The organism is Paraglaciecola aestuariivivens, assembly GCF_052983255.1.
Map to the genome: position 1 here is coordinate 40,829 of NZ_JBRKBA010000002.1, position 15,570 is coordinate 56,398.

Sequence of the window (15,570 nt, forward strand, 5' to 3'; positions counted from 1 at the left end):
CGTTATCTCGACTCAACCTCGTACCTTTAACGGAGTGCAGAATGAGTCAAAACATAACGATTAATGATAAAAGTTACCCCATTGACGTGGATCCACAAATGCCGTTGCTGTGGTTTTTACGCGACAAACTTGAACTCACGGGTACTAAATTTGGCTGTGGTATGGGGCAATGTGGCGCCTGTACTGTACACTTAGATGGCCAAGCTATTCGGGCCTGTGTTATGCCAGTTTCGGCAGTGGCTGGTAAAACCATCACCACCATAGAAGGTTTGTCTGAAAATGGTGATCACCCTTTACAAAAAGCCTGGTTGGCAAACAAAGTTCCGCAATGTGGGTATTGCCAAGCTGGACAAATAATGAATGCCGCCAGCTTTTTAGCCAGCAATAAGCAGCCCAGCAGTGAAGACATAGATAATGCCATGCAAGGTAATATTTGCCGTTGTGGTACCTATCAACGTATCAAACAAGCTGTGGCTGATGCAGCTGAAGAACTGTACAAGGAGGCCTAATATGAACACCTCTAATCAAGTAGTGAGTAATCAAAGCCGCCGTCAGTTCCTTAAACAATCAGGCATCGCGGCCGGTGGTTTAGTTTTAGGTGTGACTTTACCAGGCAAAACTATTGCTGGTATGAATATGTCAACAGACAGTACTTTTAGCCCTAGTGCCTTTATTCATATTGCCGAAAATGGTGATACCTTGCTGTATTGTGGTCGCTGTGAAATGGGGCAAGGCATAAGTACCGCGTTGCCCGCAGCAGTAGCCGATGAGCTAGAAGCCGATTGGTCACGGGTATCTATTAAACAAGGTGAAGGCAACGAAGAAAAATACGGCCCGCAAGCCACAGGGGGCTCGGCCAGTATTCGGACTATGTATATTCCAATGCGTGAGGCCGGCGCAGCAGCAAAAGTAATGTTAGTGGCTGCTGCGGCTAAAGTATGGGGGATTACGCCTGAGCAGTGTATGGCCGAAAACCACTTTGTAGTAAATAAAAATAACCAACAAAAGCTTGGTTATGGCGAGTTAGCGAGCCTAGCTGCCGATCAGCCAGTGCCTGATTCCGTCACCTTAAAAGATAAAAAAGATTATAAATACATAGGTAAAGACATTGCTCGACACAACCAAGGCGAGATAGTAGTAGGCAAACTTACCTATGGCGTAGACACCAAATTACCCGGCTTAAAGTATGCGGCTATGACCCATTGCCCGGTAATGGGCGGTAAACTAAAAAGTGTGGATAAAAGTGCAGCATTAAAAGTTAAAGGTGTAATTGACGTAATAGAGATCCCGCGTTTTGACGTGCCATTTGGCTCTTTAGGCGGGGTAGCAGTGGTGGCCGACAATACTTGGACTGCCCAACAAGCCCTCAAAAAAGTCAAAATTGAGTGGGATTTAGGCGAACATGCCAGCTACGACACTAAGGCCTATAAAGCACAACTAGTTAAGAACGTCGAACAGCCCGCAGAATTAGTCACTGAACGAGGCAATGTACAACAAGCCATAGACGATGCCGAACAAGTGTTAAAGGCTACCTATACAGGTGGGCATTTATCACATTCACCAATGGAGCCCAATGCTTCTGTAGTGTGGGTACAAGAAAACAGCTGTGAAGTGTGGGCTGCTACTCAAAGCCCAGCACATATTCAGCAAGTTTTAGGACAGTATCTAAAACGTGACCCTAAAGATATTTATGTGAATGTCACTATGGCTGGTGGCGCGTTTGGACGTAAATTTAAATGTGATTACGTGCACGAGGCGGCGGTGTTATCACAAGCGGTCAAAGCCCCAGTGCAGCTGATCTGGTCACGTGAAGAAGATATGCGTACTGGTTATTATCATTCAATTAATGCCCAGCATATCCAAGCAGCTTTAGATAAAGACGGCAATGTCACAGGCTGGTTGCACCGTGCGGCTTTTCCCTCTATTCCATCTTTGTTTGACTCTAGCATTACCCGCCCACCGGCAAATGTGATCAGAGATGTAGATAATCATCCATTTAATGTGGCCAATTTTCGCAGTGAATCTGGCGAAGCCATTGCCCATACTCGTATAGGTTGGTATCGCGCGGTTAACGCCATATTTTATGGGTTTGCTTTTGGTAGCGCCGCCGATGAATTAGCCCATATGGCCAAGCAAGATACAGTGAGCTTTTTAACTAAGGTATACAGTAACAACAAAAACCCCGAACAAGCTGAGCAGGTCAAACGTTCAATAGGAGTGTTACAAGAAGTCGCTAAACGCTCTAACTGGGCTAACCGCGACAAGCTACCCAAAAACCAAGGCTTAGGTATAGCTGTGCATTATAGCTTTAATACCTATGTGGCCATGGCGGTACGTGTTGAAACTAATGGTGACGATATCAAAGTGCTAGAGGTAGATGCAGTAGTAGATTGTGGCCAAGTATTAAATACCGACAGCGCTACCGCACAAATGGAGGGGGCGGTAGTGATGGCCATGTCGTTATCGTTGCGTACCGAAATTGTGTTTAGGGATGGGGCAGTGGTTAACTCAAACTTCCACAATTACCCCGTACTGCGCATTAACGAAATGCCGCAAGTAAATGTACACTTCTTAGAAAACGACTATAAACCTACAGGACTAGGTGAACCTGGTTTAGGGCCCTTTGCCCCAGCCTTAGCGAATGCAGTATTTGCTGCCTCAGGTAAACGTTATCGTGATCTACCTTTTAAACCTATGAGCATTTAAGCTCGTCTGCTTTGGCATAGAGCTTGGCCTTAAGCTCTATTCCAGCTAGACGTTAAATTAATGTAAAATATAGGGTGATCCCCCTATATTCGTTTAATAAAACAACAGTCAATATGACAGGGTATTCATTATTAAAGAGCACTCATCATGTCTAAGACTGTTAATAAAAAACTTACCTTAACTGCCATTGCCTCGGCAATGCTAGCATTTTCATCTGTAGCGAAAGCCGATGCCATTATTGGCGAGCAGTTGGCCAGCAAACTAGTTAACCTTGGCGATTCTCAGCCTATAATGGCAGTTTTAACTTACAATCAACTTGACCCACTTACAGAGTCTCAGATTAGTCAAATTCTGGGCTTAGGCATAAGCGAAGGTGTGCAATTTAAGTCATTGCCTATTATGGGTGTGATGGCCACCAAACAACAAATTGAAGCCTTGTCTAAGTTTGATGATATTCAATCCATATTTGCCAACCGCAAAATGCAGTATTTCAACGCTGATGCTAGACAGATCACCGGAGTAGCAGATCTGCAAAGCACTGACTTTGAACAGCGTAATTCGGTAAAATTTACCGGTAAAGGCGTGACTATTATGGTCAACGACTCAGGGATAGATGCATCTCATCAAGATATATTCTTTGGTGATACTGTGGTTGAAAACGTACAAGGATTAACGCATGCCTCGGCCATTAGTTTAACTGGCGTAACAGATGGCGCTACCCTTAAAGGCCAAATAAATACCGATACTAATTCAGGCCATGGTACCCATGTTGCCGGCACAATTTCAGGCAATGGCAGTATGTCAGGTGGCAAGTACCTTGGCGCAGCACCCGATGCAGATTTAATTGGATACGGTTCAGGTGGTGGCTTGTTTTTATTAGATACTATTGGTGGTTTTGATTTTGCCATTAATAATGTGTACAGCTACGACAGTCCAATTAAAGTGATCAGTAACTCGTGGGGCTCAAGTGGTAAATATGAGCCTAAAGGGCCAGTTTCTTTAGCAACTTACAAAGCTCATAAATTAGGAATTTTAAGTGTGTTTGCTGCGGGTAATAGCGGTCCGGGCGAAGACACTAACAACCCTTATTCACAAATCCCTTGGGGAATGTCAGTGGGTGCAGGGGATAAATTTGGTAAATTGGCTGAATTTTCATCTCGTGGACTAAAATCTGAAACTGGCGACTTTACTATGCCAGATGGCACTAATTGGACCTATTCAAATGAAATTAGCATAGTGGCGCCTGGGGTGGATATTATCTCAACTCGTGCAACGACTAACTTAGCTGCCAACGGAGGTGATGCAGACGTTGATGCTATTGAGCCAGAAAATCTGCCTTTTTATACCATGATTTCTGGTACCTCTATGGCTACTCCACATGTGTCGGGAATTATTGCCTTGATGCTAGAAGCTAATCCAAGCCTGGATAACTTAACCATTAAAAAATTGTTGCAAGAAACTGCGACTAATATGCCAGGTTATGAAAGGTGGGAAGTGGGTGCTGGTTACGTAAATGCGCGTGCTGCCGTGGCCGCTGCCTTGGGTTACGATATGAATTACAATGTAACAGTAAACAATTTAGCGGATAAAACCTTTAACGCTAATGCCAATGTGTTTACTAGCCCAAATCAAACCCAATTAGAGGTTTTTTATAGCCCTGTGGGTGAGCCAGAAGTGCAACACTTTGAAGTACAAGAAGGTACTGCGCTGGTAAAGGCCTCGGCCAATACCTTGGCTAATTTAACTAAGTTAGTTTTAGTCGCCCCTGATGGCACAGAATACTTCGGTAATCTGTCTACCCCTGTATTAACCGAAGGCATGCGTGTGTCTGCACCTGGCATGCCTGGTACTTGGGGTGTTTACGTTTACGGTCTTACTTCTTTGTCTGGAGTTACGGCTGACCCCCTTGGTGTGACTAATGGTCCTGGTCTGCCCGAAACCTTTGATGTGACTGTTGCTTATGAAATGAGTGGGGGTTACGACGGTTTAGATGACGTAGCAGGTCATCCGCAGCAAGGTGCTATTGAGTTTGCCGTAAGCGAACGATTAATGGACGGCTTAGGCGATAATAACTTTTCGCCTGACAGTGCCTTACGACGCAAAGATTTTGCTCGTTACGCCATGATGGGCGGCGCGGTTAGACAGTATCGTGACTTGTTAAATCAACCACAACCTGCACTAAGAGGTGTATCTTCCTTAGACAGACCATTTATGGAATCGGTAACTGTACTAGGCGGAGCGTTAAAAGACTCAACTCGTAGTCAGTTGCCTATTTTAAAAACCTTAGATGATCGAGCTAAGGCATTTGGCACTATGTCTAAGATAGATATGGCTTATAGCTTAGTACAAATGTTAGGCATGCAAGACGCAGCCACCGCTTTTGATCCAAGCAATGACATTATTGTGGATTATAGAGGTCAGCAATTGGTGTTAGCTGATCAAGATCAAATAGATGACAACATGAAAGGTTATGTGCAACTGGCGATTAACCTATCGTTACTTAATGTACATTACTCAATTGAGCAAGGTCCTTTTGATTTAACCCCAAGCTTGGTTGCTCGTTTTAATGGCAGCAATAACATAACCCGAGCGCATTTCGCCGAATTGGCTTCGCGTTTTTATGTTAATTATTTTCAATAAACGCAACTAATGAGTTAGGCCACTATTGAGTTAGTGGCCTTATTAAGTTAATTTGCAGTTAAATAACCAATTGAAAAGGTGCTGAATTATGACCCTCAAGTTAAAGCAAATCTTTGGTGTATTGTTTTTCTCGCTGTGTAGCCAACTAGTGCTGGCACAAAGCGTGTCACCCACATCAGTATCTATAACCGACAACAAGCTCCAGGCTAAATTGCAAGTTAACAGTGCAATTTCTGTAGACTTAGTCGTTGAGTTTGAAAACAGTATTGGCTTGAGTGCCGACAATATTGATATAAGTGCCACTTTAGTATCGCCTAACGATAGCAGTGTGTTAGACAGACTAACCTCAACCAATATAAGCGTATTGCCTAGCTTTCCTGTAGTGGTGAGTATTCGCCCTAAAGCCGACTCTGGTTTTGGCTTTGAAGGCTTGGCCACGGTAGAAATTTACACTAAAGCGGTAGATTACAGTGCCGCTATGCCAGCTAGATTGTTTCGTTCGCATGATAACCAAGACTTTGAAGACATTACCACTATGATCTCAGCTGGCAGTATTCGAGCACGAGGTAGCACAGGTAGTTTTTCGGACTTTATGATTTTACTTGACGAACGTAGCCACCCAGCAAAAATTAACGATACCTACGCACAACTTAATCAATTGTTATCCGCTAACAGTGACCTGATCTCGTCAGCTTTAAGCGCCAGCTTACAAACCAGCTTTGACAGTTTGCAATTAGCATTATTAACCAATGACTATACTACTGCTTTAGTTGTGACCGACCAGTTGATTAGTGTGCTTGAAAACGCCAGCAATGAACAACTTAGCACTGTTTGGCGCTCATCAAACGATCTAGTTAATATGCAGGGCGAACTTCTAACCCGGTTAAAAACCTTAAGATATAGCCTAAGAGTTAGCTAACTAGGCCTTTGGCTTACAAGGATATTGATTATGCCTATGCAACTGAAAGTGTCGTTAGAGTCTGGTTGGGTAGCAGAACATTTGTTGTTCGAAGGTAATGAATATCAAATTGGTAGGGCAAAAACTGCGGATGTACTAATTAACCATCCGCAAATTTCGCGTTTACATGCCACCTTAAGTTCCAACGACGACCAACTTTGGTCGCTTAGAGACACGAGTAGCGTAGGCTGTTTTCGTGCTGGGCAACGGGTTAAATCACTGCCAATTCAAGGGCAGCAAATTCTCCAGCTAGGGCCTATTTCTTGCCAGTTTAATCCTATAAACCATCATCAACTCACAGTATTAGATAATCAAAGTGTTTGGCGACAGCAACAGATAAAGCAATTTTCACAGCAATTTAGCCAATGCCCATCAAGCGCGGCCTTATTAGATATGGCGAGACATTGTTTAATCCAAACTTTAGGTTGTGAACGGGCGGCACTCATTTTGTTAGATGAAAATCAGCAGGTGCAGCAAGGTTTAGGTTTTCAAGCCTGGATGCAACAAGAGGACTTTAGCGGTAGCCGCACTATTATTCGTCGCTGTATTGCCAAGCAAGCCCCACAAGCAATAGGAAATATCAAAGACGAACCAATCTTAGCCGCACAACAAAGTGTAGTACGCAATAATATTCAGGCAGCCTTGTGTGTGCCGGTAATTGCCGAGCAGCAAGTTATTGCGGTCTTGTATGCCGACAACACCCTAGAGCGTCAATTTTTTACTCAAACTGAAGTAGAGTTTGTTCAGTCATTTGCCAGTATTTTATCATTACGTTTGTTATTTCAATCTATAGGACATAATATCTCTCTAGCTTGTAACAACTAATGCTCACAAATGTGACAAATAGGCTGGAGTGGCTAGTTGACCGACCATACAAAAACACCTTCCGATGAAAATGATTTAGCTACCCAATCACTTTGCTCAGCAGCGCAACTCAGTAGCAATCATGTCTTGGTAAACCGCTTTAAAATTGTGGCAGCATTAGGTCAAGGTGCTCAAGGCAATGTTTACCACGCTTACGACCAATTATTAGAAGTTGACGTTGCCATCAAGGTTATTCAAAATGAATTACAAGACTTCTCACATTTAACTATTATTCGCAACGAAGTGTTGCTTGCCAGACAATTGCAACACAAAAATATCATTCCCATATTTGATGTATTTGAAGATCAAGGATTGGTCTTTTTTACAATGGAATATATCCAAGGTGAACCACTGATAAAACGTATTGGTCAGCCTATAACTCAAACAGAATTTGAGTTATGGACAGCACAGTTAATAAGTGCCTTGAAGGCATGTGAAACAGCACAAATTAAACACGGTGATATTAAACCAGATAATATTTTAATTGATCATCAAAATAACCTAAGGCTGATTGACTTTGGTATTGGGCAAAACATTCATAGCAGTGTGCAAGCTGTCAGTGGTCACCAAGATTTTTCTGCCCCAGAAGTCTTATATGGTGGTCAATCAGGCATTCAATCAGAGTTATTTAGTGCCGGTAAAACTATCCAGCTAATGTTGGCTAGTGTAAAATTAACAGCTTGGTCTCTTGCCAATAGATTTTGGCAAGCAAAGCAGCAAAAATTTGCCAACAAACTATGCCATGTTAATCCACTAAAGCGACCCACACTAAATCAAGCTAGCGATTTTTACCATCAACAATCTTCTATTTCACTACTAAACGGGCTGATGTTAAGCGGCCTAGCTGTGGCCTTGGTTTTACTGGTTTGGGGGCTTATAAAATTTGATTGGATTAGTAATCAAGAGCAGGCTTTGCCAGCAGATACGCTACAAATTTCACTTCTACATGATGGCAAATCACCGCTGGTGCAAAATTTAATAGACTTGTTTGAATTGCCCCTTAGTACTAATCCGCAGTTATCTGTGATCACCTCTAACAGTATTCAACAAAGTAACCTAAATCTTGGCTTAAACCCCAGTACAATTGCCGAAGACAGAGTCACTTTAGCTAGCCTTTATAATTTGCAGGCGTTAATTGTGTTAAGCGTGAATAATATTCAAGGGGATGATTTTTTAATGCGCGCAAGTGTGTACGCCATGCCTGCCAATAAAAGTGTGCTGGAAATTTCGCAAAGTGTAAATGCAAATCAATTAGAAGCAGACCTAACTGAGTTTGCAGGGCGTTTATTTAGTCAACTTGAAGTGCGATTAGCCGAGCAATTTGACGACTCTGAAGTGGCACTTTTTAGTTCAGGGTTGGCTACTCTTGGCCAACCTACAGTACAAACTGGCGAGCAAACTCTTACTCCAGATTTTTTAGCCGAGCAAACACCAGGGTATGCAGGTGCTTGGTATCAAGCGGCATTAAATGCATGGCAACAAGGCGATGTGCAAGCTGCTCAAGAGCATTTATCCATGCTGTTTGAGTTAGGCACGAGTTCCAGTTATTGGCGCTTACAGGCTAGATTGTTACAAGCCGAAATGAATGACGATTTAAGCTTAGCGCAGCAAAGCATTCAGCAACTTACTGATGGGTTTCCAGATCGTGCTGACTTGTTAGCCAAACAGGCTGAAATTCACGAATGGGCTGGCGATTATGCCAGCGCAATTGCCGATTATCAGCAAGCGCTTGAACTGCTCCCAAACAATGCCAAGCACTGGTTTGAGTTAGCGCGTTTAAAAATTATCTCTGGTGATAGTCAAAGTGCCATCGAAAATGAACTGACACGCGCACTAGTGATATACCGCAAAAATAACGACTTGGCTGGTGAAGGCCTAGTTTTAAACGCTTTTGGAATTGCACACCTTAGACGAGCAGAATATGACATTGCTGAAAAATATTTAACCGATACTTTGGCTTTATATGATAGGCAAAATTACCCGCTAGAAAGGGTTAAGTCTTTAGCTAATTTAGCCACTGTTGATAGTTTAAATGGTCAATATGCTAAGGCCAAAACAGCCTTAGAAGAAGCCTTAGATATACTTCGAGAAGTAGGAGATACAGCTCGCCAAGCTCATGTTATTGATACTCTTGGTATTTTGCATGAAGAACAAGGCCTGTATAACCAAGCGTTAGATTACTATAAACGTGCTTTAGATCTGCGCAGCGCCTTGGGAGATGATATAGAAAAAGCGCTTAGTATGAGCAATGTGGCTTTTATGCACTTTTTAATAGGTGACTTTTCGTTAGCCGATATTTATTGGCAACAAGCCAAAGCCTTGTTTGATAAAAATAATGAACAAAGTCATTTACAGCGGACTATTCAAAATCTTGCACAGTTAAGTTTAGCCAAAGGAGATCATTTAAAAGCGTCACGATTTTTAACTCAAGTGTCGGGGCAACTTGATACCAGTCAAAAACAAGAAGTTATGATCAACAAGTTATTATATAGCTATCTAAATTTTGCCGAAGGGGCTTTATCTAATGCGCTAACAAATTTAGAAGAGGCGCGGCAACTGGCGAAACAAACAGAGGATAGTAGAGCGTTAACTGAGGTAAATTTATGGCATGGGGAAATCTGTTTACGTATTGCCGACCTAGCTTGCTTACAAGCAAACATTAACCAAGCCAGCACTACAATTGCTGAAAATATGACTGAACATCAGGCATTGTTAAGTTGGTTAAAATACAGTAGTGAATTGTTTGATTCTAAAATTAATGCAATAGAGCCATTGGATTTTGTGCAAAATATTATTCAGGCGAATATTCCAGTGATGACCGAAATGAAAATTTTATTGGATATTCAAGAACGGTTAAATTTGTCAGCCGACAGCTTAAGCATGCAGCGCCTTAAACAAATTGTGAAGCCTATTTATTATCAGCAATATATGCATTTATTGTTTTTGCAATCTGACGATCAAGCAGCACGTCAAGCTTTGCATACTCAGCTATTGTCGCATCCTAAGTACTGGCGCAATCATTTGTATTACAGCGTGTTTGATGATCAAAAATCTCAATTGAAACTACAACAACTGCAAGCCGAGTGGTTTGCTAAGTTAAATGAACAACAAGCAAAACGATATCAGGAGCAGTACTTTGAGTTCTGATCCTAAGGCGCCTTTATTGGCTAAAATACTGCAACAACAAGAGAATTTAAAAACTAGGTTAGATCAAGAGCAAGACACCTTAAATCAGTTAGCGAAACGCTTATGGGCTCAGCAAGAATCAGAAAAAGCCAAACTATCGCGCGAGTTACACGATGGGGTAGGGCAACTACTTACTGGATTAACAAGAAGGTTGCAAAGCTTAAGCTCTACGCAACCAGAGCTACAAGAATTAGCTAGTTTGTCTGAAATGGCCTTGGCCGATGTACGTCAATTGTCGCGTTTAATGAGCCCTACAATATTGGATGACTTGGGCTTGATACCTGCAATTAAATGGTTGTCTAGAAGTATATTTGCCCAAGAAAGTTGCCAGTGTGAATGCGAGTTTGACTGTAATGCACAGTTAAGCAATGACATCAGCATACTGGTTTTTAGGATTGTACAGGAGGCCTTGGTCAACATTACTAAGCATGCTCAAGCAAGCAAAGTAAAGGTTAATCTATCTAGCCATCACCAAACCCTTAGGTTAGATGTTATTGACAATGGCATTGGATTTGAGCATAAAAGTATAGAAAAAGGCATTGGGCTAAATAGCATGCAAGACAGAGCTCAGGCGTTTAAAGCAAAACTAGAGATAAATTCGACCTTGGGTAAAGGAGCTAGAGTGACGCTAACGGTGGCAATATGAGTATTTCACTAGTGATTGCAGATGATCATGTGCTTATGCGCCAGGGCCTTATTCAAGTTTTAAGCGCCGAACAAGATATTCAGGTAATTGGTGAATGTGGTGATGGCATAGAGCTGATTAATCAAGTGTTAAAGCTTACTCCTGATGTGGTGATCATGGATATTTCTATGCCAAGAATGAGTGGTTTAGTGGCAATTGATAAATTATTGACTCAGCGTCCACAAAGCAAAGTGTTAGTCTTATCAATGCACGACGAACTTGAATATATAGAGGCAATGCGCGATGCAGGTGCCGCAGGGTATATGTTAAAGGAAAGTTCTAGTGAAACATTAATTGCAGCAATTCGTGCCGTGGCAGCGGGTAAACTAGCATTTCCTGACAGTACAGAGCAGCCAGACAACACCGATGCTCAAGCTAAATATATTAATCCTATTAGTGTATTAACCCGTAGAGAGCGAGAAGTGTTTTTTTTGGTAACAGCCGGTAATACCAGTAAAAAAATTGCCGAATTGTTAGATATGAGTTTAAAAACAGCCGAAAACCATCGCAGTAATATCTATAAAAAATTACAAGTGAATAGCTCGGCTGAGTTAGTTAGGTTGGCCGGCAAAGCCGGCCTGTTAGAGTAAGAATTAACGTAATCCGTCTAAATTGGTTAAGGCCACAGCGGTTTCTCCGCGGGTCACACTTGCATGAGGAGCAAAGTAGGCTACCAGCGTAGGCTCTAAATCAAACGGTCCTTGCTGCACTTCAACTGTTACTTTTAATAAGCCTAAAGCCAAAGCATGTTGCACATAACCTTTTAGCTCGTCACTAATTTGGTCGCTATCTACCACAGGGATAGTTTGACCAAATACTACTGCTGTTAACTGTTGCTCAGGATCAAAAGCTTGTGCCTCGGACTGCAACCCTAAAGACTGTACTAATGAATAAGCAAGAGCCTGCTTAGATACCTTGTCGTTAGTACCAAAGATAGCTGAGCCATCGGATAGCATTAGCGGATCATCAGTGCGCTCTAAATCAGCTAATAACATGCCCTCTTGCGTAACTGAATTAACAGCTGCGGCTAAGTTGCCGTCAATATCGATAAATTCAGTTTGATTGCCTTTAAGACTTTGGCGCACACTAGTCGCTAAGGTTAGGGTATCGGCTAGCTCAACACGGGTTAAGTCTTGATCCGGTTTAAAGCCATTTGCAGTAGCATCCATTAACTTGCGATCAACCACATAATGAACGAAAGGTTTGGCTGGATGTTGCTCAACATCATCTAACCCTTGGTAGCCCAAAGTTTCAACTTGGCGAATATCTACATCAACAGTGCTAGGTACACCCACACCATTAGTAACCCCTAATGGATCCACAGAAACGCCGCTAATGGAGCCAATACCGCTCATATATAGTTTCCAAGTACCAGGCATGCCCGGAGCAGACACCCCAACATTGGCACCTAAAACAGGTAAGCCAATACCTGAACCATAACGATTGCCCGCCGGATCTTCTAAAACAAAAGCAGTACCTGTTTCTATGGTGGCTTTAGCAATTACTAAAGATACATTGGCCCCAACTTCAAAAGGTGTGATGGGTCTATCACCTACTGGTACATAAGATGTTGTGTAGGTTTTACTTTCACCCGAGGTCGTAATAGCTGAAGCGTTAAAATTACGATTTAATTTAACAGTATCCCCATAGACTTGCTCACCATTTACTACTGCATTTACTGCAGCGTGAGCATTTATATAACCCGCGCCTACTTCCCAAGTGTCCCTGCCGGTCATAGGTGTGGCAGTTTGTTGAATGATGCGCTTTACATCTTGCCATTGTAGTGAAGGGTTAGCTTCTAACATCAAAGCGACAACGCCTGAAACATGTGGCGCGGCCATTGATGTGCCGCTAGACACTGTGTAATACGGCAAGTTTTGCGTCTCGATCATGTCAGCATCATCTTGTGCACTCAAGCCACCTAAGCTAGAGGTAGAGGCTCGGGCAGATACCACATCTACACCAGGTGCAGTGATGGTAGGGCGGTCTTCCCAAAAGAAAGTTTCGCCATCAATTTCCACAGCTTTAGGCTCATTATTACTGGCACCTTTAGAACTAAAGTCGGCCAATTTACCATCTTTATCACCGGCTGCTACAGTAATTACCCATGGGGCTTTTTTAAAGTTACCGGTAATAGAACCTTCACCAGGACCAGAGTTACCGGCAGAAAATACGGTGATCACACCATTATCAGCCAAAGCTTTAGTGGCAATATTGGTTGGGTCGTCAGGCTGAAAGTCCATGCCTATTTCGCCCGAGTTACCAAAGGAGTTGGAAATAACGCGAATATTGTATTGAAACTGATGAGTTAAGGCATAGTCAAAACCGCCAATTGCATCCAACACTAAAATGGTTGCGCCTGAGCCATAACCGATAATGTCAGCACCCGGTGCTACGCCCGCATGTTTGCCCGAACTCATTGCGCCTAAACCACCTACTGTGCCGGCAACGTGGGTACCATGCCCGCCACCAATGTCGGTGTTGGCTACATTTTCTTGATAGGTAACAGGTAAAATGCCGCTAAAACTTTGCAGGTTAGTTTGCGCCAAAACGTTTTGCACAACATGTGAAGGAAACATCAAATCGCCATGGTTACCATCAATACCCGAATCGTTAACTACAACAGCTACACCGTGGCCAGAGTAAGGAATACCATTTTTACGCAAGTCACGATCTGCGCGTAAATCACGCACACCAGAGATTTGTGTTGATTCAAAGTTCTCTAGGCTTAGCTCATCATTGTGCCAAACCGACACTACATCGTCGCGGGCATAGATTTGGTCAATTTGTGACTTAGTTGCCATTACGCCCACTATAGGCAAATTTTGCATACTAACGCCTTGATTAATCCCCAGGGCTGTTAACGCATCAAGTTGTTTAGTGCTAGGTGCGCCTTTTTGCTCAAAGCTAACAATCACCTGATGTAACTGAGTTTCCTCAGAGTTAGCTAATAAACTGGCTAAGTCTGAGTCAAAAGTTTTGGCTTGTAAGTAACTTGCCGGCAGTGATAGAGAAACTGCCAAAGAAAGTGTTTTTAGTTTAGTTAAAAGTTTCATAATGAGTTTATCTCGGTAGTGAATACCCTCTTACTATCACCGACTCGTCATTAATCTAAAATGGGTAGTTACCCCTAAAATAGTTTATTTTTCAGATATTATTTTTTGTACACGAATACAAAAAAGCCCTGTAAAACAGGGCAAACTCACGTCAATTTCAAACAAATTGTTAACTGATTATTTTACGTCTAAAAATTAGTAATAAACCTAAGCCTAATAAGTAATTAATGCCAGGAGTACTGACCGTTGAAGTCACTTTTTGAAAGGTAAATAGACTGGCTGTGCAAGTTTCTGGGTCGAAAAAACAAGTATCTTGAGCGCCAAGTCCATAATCGCCTGTTGCTAAATAAACATTATTATTAAATAACTGAAACCCTTCGTCGTCATTGTCGCCAAAAGCCCTATTGTCAAAGGTGATCGAAAACGCATCGGGTGAAGTCAAATGACTCATATCAAATTCAATATTGTGTAAGCTACCCCATAGTGATATCGACAAGGCCACCAATTCATTAGTATCTGAATCTAATGTAAAGCCACCGGTAATTTGGTGGTTATCACTAAAAATTAAGGTATTAAATTCATAATCAATTAACGCAGCTTTAGCTGTGCCTAAACCAATAAAAATGTACAAAGAAAGTGCAACTAGTGAACGCATAAGATACTCCTAATAGATGCATTCACATTACTTAAAGCAAGCGATTTCGGAAATAGGGAGTTACCCCTAGATAGTTATAATCTAGGTTTTTTAATAAAAAATTTGATATAACTTATTTAGCTGCATAGGTGCCTCGGGCAGTATATAAAAAATAACCAGCTCGCTGCGATTAACTTAAAAGATGTAGATGCAATGAATATTCAAGCTCAACCTAATGAACAACCAACGGAAAATATCGCGTTTACGGAAATTCTAAATAATTGGGTACTTAATAATGATCTCGATAGCGCTAATCAATTACGCAGCATGGTTTATTATCATTTAAAAGGCATAGTTAAAAAGCAGATCTTAGATAAATCAAATAACGGTGCCAGCCCCACTTTGATGGCTCAATTACCAAACACTACTTCTTTATTGCATGAAGTGTTAGCAAGCTTAACGCCGCCTACTGAAATTTTTGACAAAAGAGAACAATATTTTTTATCGCTAGCATCTTTTGTACGTTGGATGTTGCTCGACCACCTCAAAGCTAAATCCGCGAAAAAACGCACCAAAGAGCAAGATCACATTACTGAATTTTTCCAACAAATTGACGACCCAGAGCCTTACCATTTGTTTGATGAAGCTTTGTCTAAACTAGAAGTACTGTCACCTCGGTCATACCAAGTAGCGTTATTACATTATTTTTTAGGCTACGACATTGACCGAGTAAAATCCGCCTTAGAAATTAATAAATCCACAGTTTATAACGAACTATCTGCGGCAAAGGCCTATTTGCGTACACAGTGCCAGAGTTTTTAATTGATTTAAGTTGAGTGAC

The 15,570-nt window shown here is 42.0% G+C and carries 11 protein-coding genes; 9 read left to right on the plus strand and 2 right to left on the minus strand.

From position 1 onward, the window contains the following. Positions 1-41 precede the first annotated feature (41 nt). From ACVCDT_RS03190 to ACVCDT_RS03225, 8 genes are all read left to right on the plus strand, one after another. Positions 42-509, plus strand: a complete 468-nt coding sequence (locus ACVCDT_RS03190; protein ID WP_447131309.1) for a (2Fe-2S)-binding protein — start codon at positions 42-44, stop codon at positions 507-509. A gap of 1 nt (position 510) precedes the next feature. Beyond that, entirely contained in the window at positions 511-2,706 is a 2,196-nt protein-coding gene (locus ACVCDT_RS03195; protein WP_447131310.1) for a xanthine dehydrogenase family protein molybdopterin-binding subunit, read from the plus strand. Between the two features lie 147 nt (positions 2,707-2,853). Then, complete coding sequence (locus tag ACVCDT_RS03200) at positions 2,854-5,346, plus strand: S8 family peptidase (RefSeq protein WP_447131311.1); 2,493 nt, start codon at positions 2,854-2,856, stop codon at positions 5,344-5,346. An 88-nt stretch (positions 5,347-5,434) separates the two neighbouring features. Next, positions 5,435-6,265 (plus strand): DUF6689 family protein, encoded by an 831-nt coding sequence (locus tag ACVCDT_RS03205; RefSeq protein WP_447131312.1) that lies wholly within the window; start codon positions 5,435-5,437, stop codon positions 6,263-6,265. Between the two features lie 30 nt (positions 6,266-6,295). Then, complete coding sequence (locus ACVCDT_RS03210) at positions 6,296-7,129, plus strand: GAF domain-containing protein (RefSeq protein WP_447131313.1); 834 nt, start codon at positions 6,296-6,298, stop codon at positions 7,127-7,129. A gap of 36 nt (positions 7,130-7,165) precedes the next feature. Further along, on the plus strand, positions 7,166-10,315 hold the full coding sequence (locus ACVCDT_RS03215; protein WP_447131314.1) for a serine/threonine-protein kinase: 3,150 nt from the start codon (positions 7,166-7,168) through the stop codon (positions 10,313-10,315). Then, positions 10,305-11,000 (plus strand): sensor histidine kinase, encoded by a 696-nt coding sequence (locus tag ACVCDT_RS03220; protein WP_447131315.1) that lies wholly within the window; start codon positions 10,305-10,307, stop codon positions 10,998-11,000. Before ACVCDT_RS03215 ends, ACVCDT_RS03220 begins: the two co-directional genes overlap by 11 nt. Further along, on the plus strand, positions 10,997-11,629 hold the full coding sequence (locus ACVCDT_RS03225; protein ID WP_447131316.1) for a response regulator: 633 nt from the start codon (positions 10,997-10,999) through the stop codon (positions 11,627-11,629). The genes ACVCDT_RS03220 and ACVCDT_RS03225 overlap by 4 nt, the downstream gene beginning before the upstream one ends. 3 nt (positions 11,630-11,632) lie before the next feature. On the opposite strand, the gene ACVCDT_RS03230 is transcribed toward ACVCDT_RS03225, so the two are convergent. Together ACVCDT_RS03230 and ACVCDT_RS03235 are read right to left on the minus strand one after the other, a co-directional pair. Next, positions 11,633-14,095, minus strand: a complete 2,463-nt coding sequence (locus tag ACVCDT_RS03230) for a S8 family serine peptidase (RefSeq protein ID WP_447131317.1) — start codon at positions 14,093-14,095, stop codon at positions 11,633-11,635. A 169-nt stretch (positions 14,096-14,264) separates the two neighbouring features. Continuing rightward, complete coding sequence (locus ACVCDT_RS03235) at positions 14,265-14,750, minus strand: hypothetical protein (protein WP_447131318.1); 486 nt, start codon at positions 14,748-14,750, stop codon at positions 14,265-14,267. A 192-nt stretch (positions 14,751-14,942) separates the two neighbouring features. Between ACVCDT_RS03235 and ACVCDT_RS03240 the strand changes: the two genes are divergently transcribed. Continuing rightward, a complete protein-coding gene (locus ACVCDT_RS03240) occupies positions 14,943-15,551 on the plus strand; it encodes an ECF-type sigma factor (protein WP_447131319.1) in 609 nt (202 codons plus the stop codon). Positions 15,552-15,570: the final 19 nt, after the last annotated feature.

Bases quoted from the DNA above. Each gene is read 5' to 3' on its own strand.
- ACVCDT_RS03205 (WP_447131312.1), top strand. From the start codon at position 5,435: ATGACCCTCAAGTTAAAGCAAATCTTTGGTGTATTGTTTTTCTCGCTG.
- ACVCDT_RS03230 (WP_447131317.1), bottom strand. From the start codon at position 14,095: ATGAAACTTTTAACTAAACTAAAAACACTTTCTTTGGCAGTTTCTCTA.
- ACVCDT_RS03235 (WP_447131318.1), bottom strand. From the start codon at position 14,750: ATGCGTTCACTAGTTGCACTTTCTTTGTACATTTTTATTGGTTTAGGC.
- ACVCDT_RS03240 (WP_447131319.1), top strand. From the start codon at position 14,943: ATGAATATTCAAGCTCAACCTAATGAACAACCAACGGAAAATATCGCG.
- ACVCDT_RS03190 (WP_447131309.1), top strand. From the start codon at position 42: ATGAGTCAAAACATAACGATTAATGATAAAAGTTACCCCATTGACGTG.
- ACVCDT_RS03210 (WP_447131313.1), top strand. From the start codon at position 6,296: ATGCCTATGCAACTGAAAGTGTCGTTAGAGTCTGGTTGGGTAGCAGAA.
- ACVCDT_RS03200 (WP_447131311.1), top strand. From the start codon at position 2,854: ATGTCTAAGACTGTTAATAAAAAACTTACCTTAACTGCCATTGCCTCG.
- ACVCDT_RS03225 (WP_447131316.1), top strand. From the start codon at position 10,997: ATGAGTATTTCACTAGTGATTGCAGATGATCATGTGCTTATGCGCCAG.
- ACVCDT_RS03195 (WP_447131310.1), top strand. From the start codon at position 511: ATGAACACCTCTAATCAAGTAGTGAGTAATCAAAGCCGCCGTCAGTTC.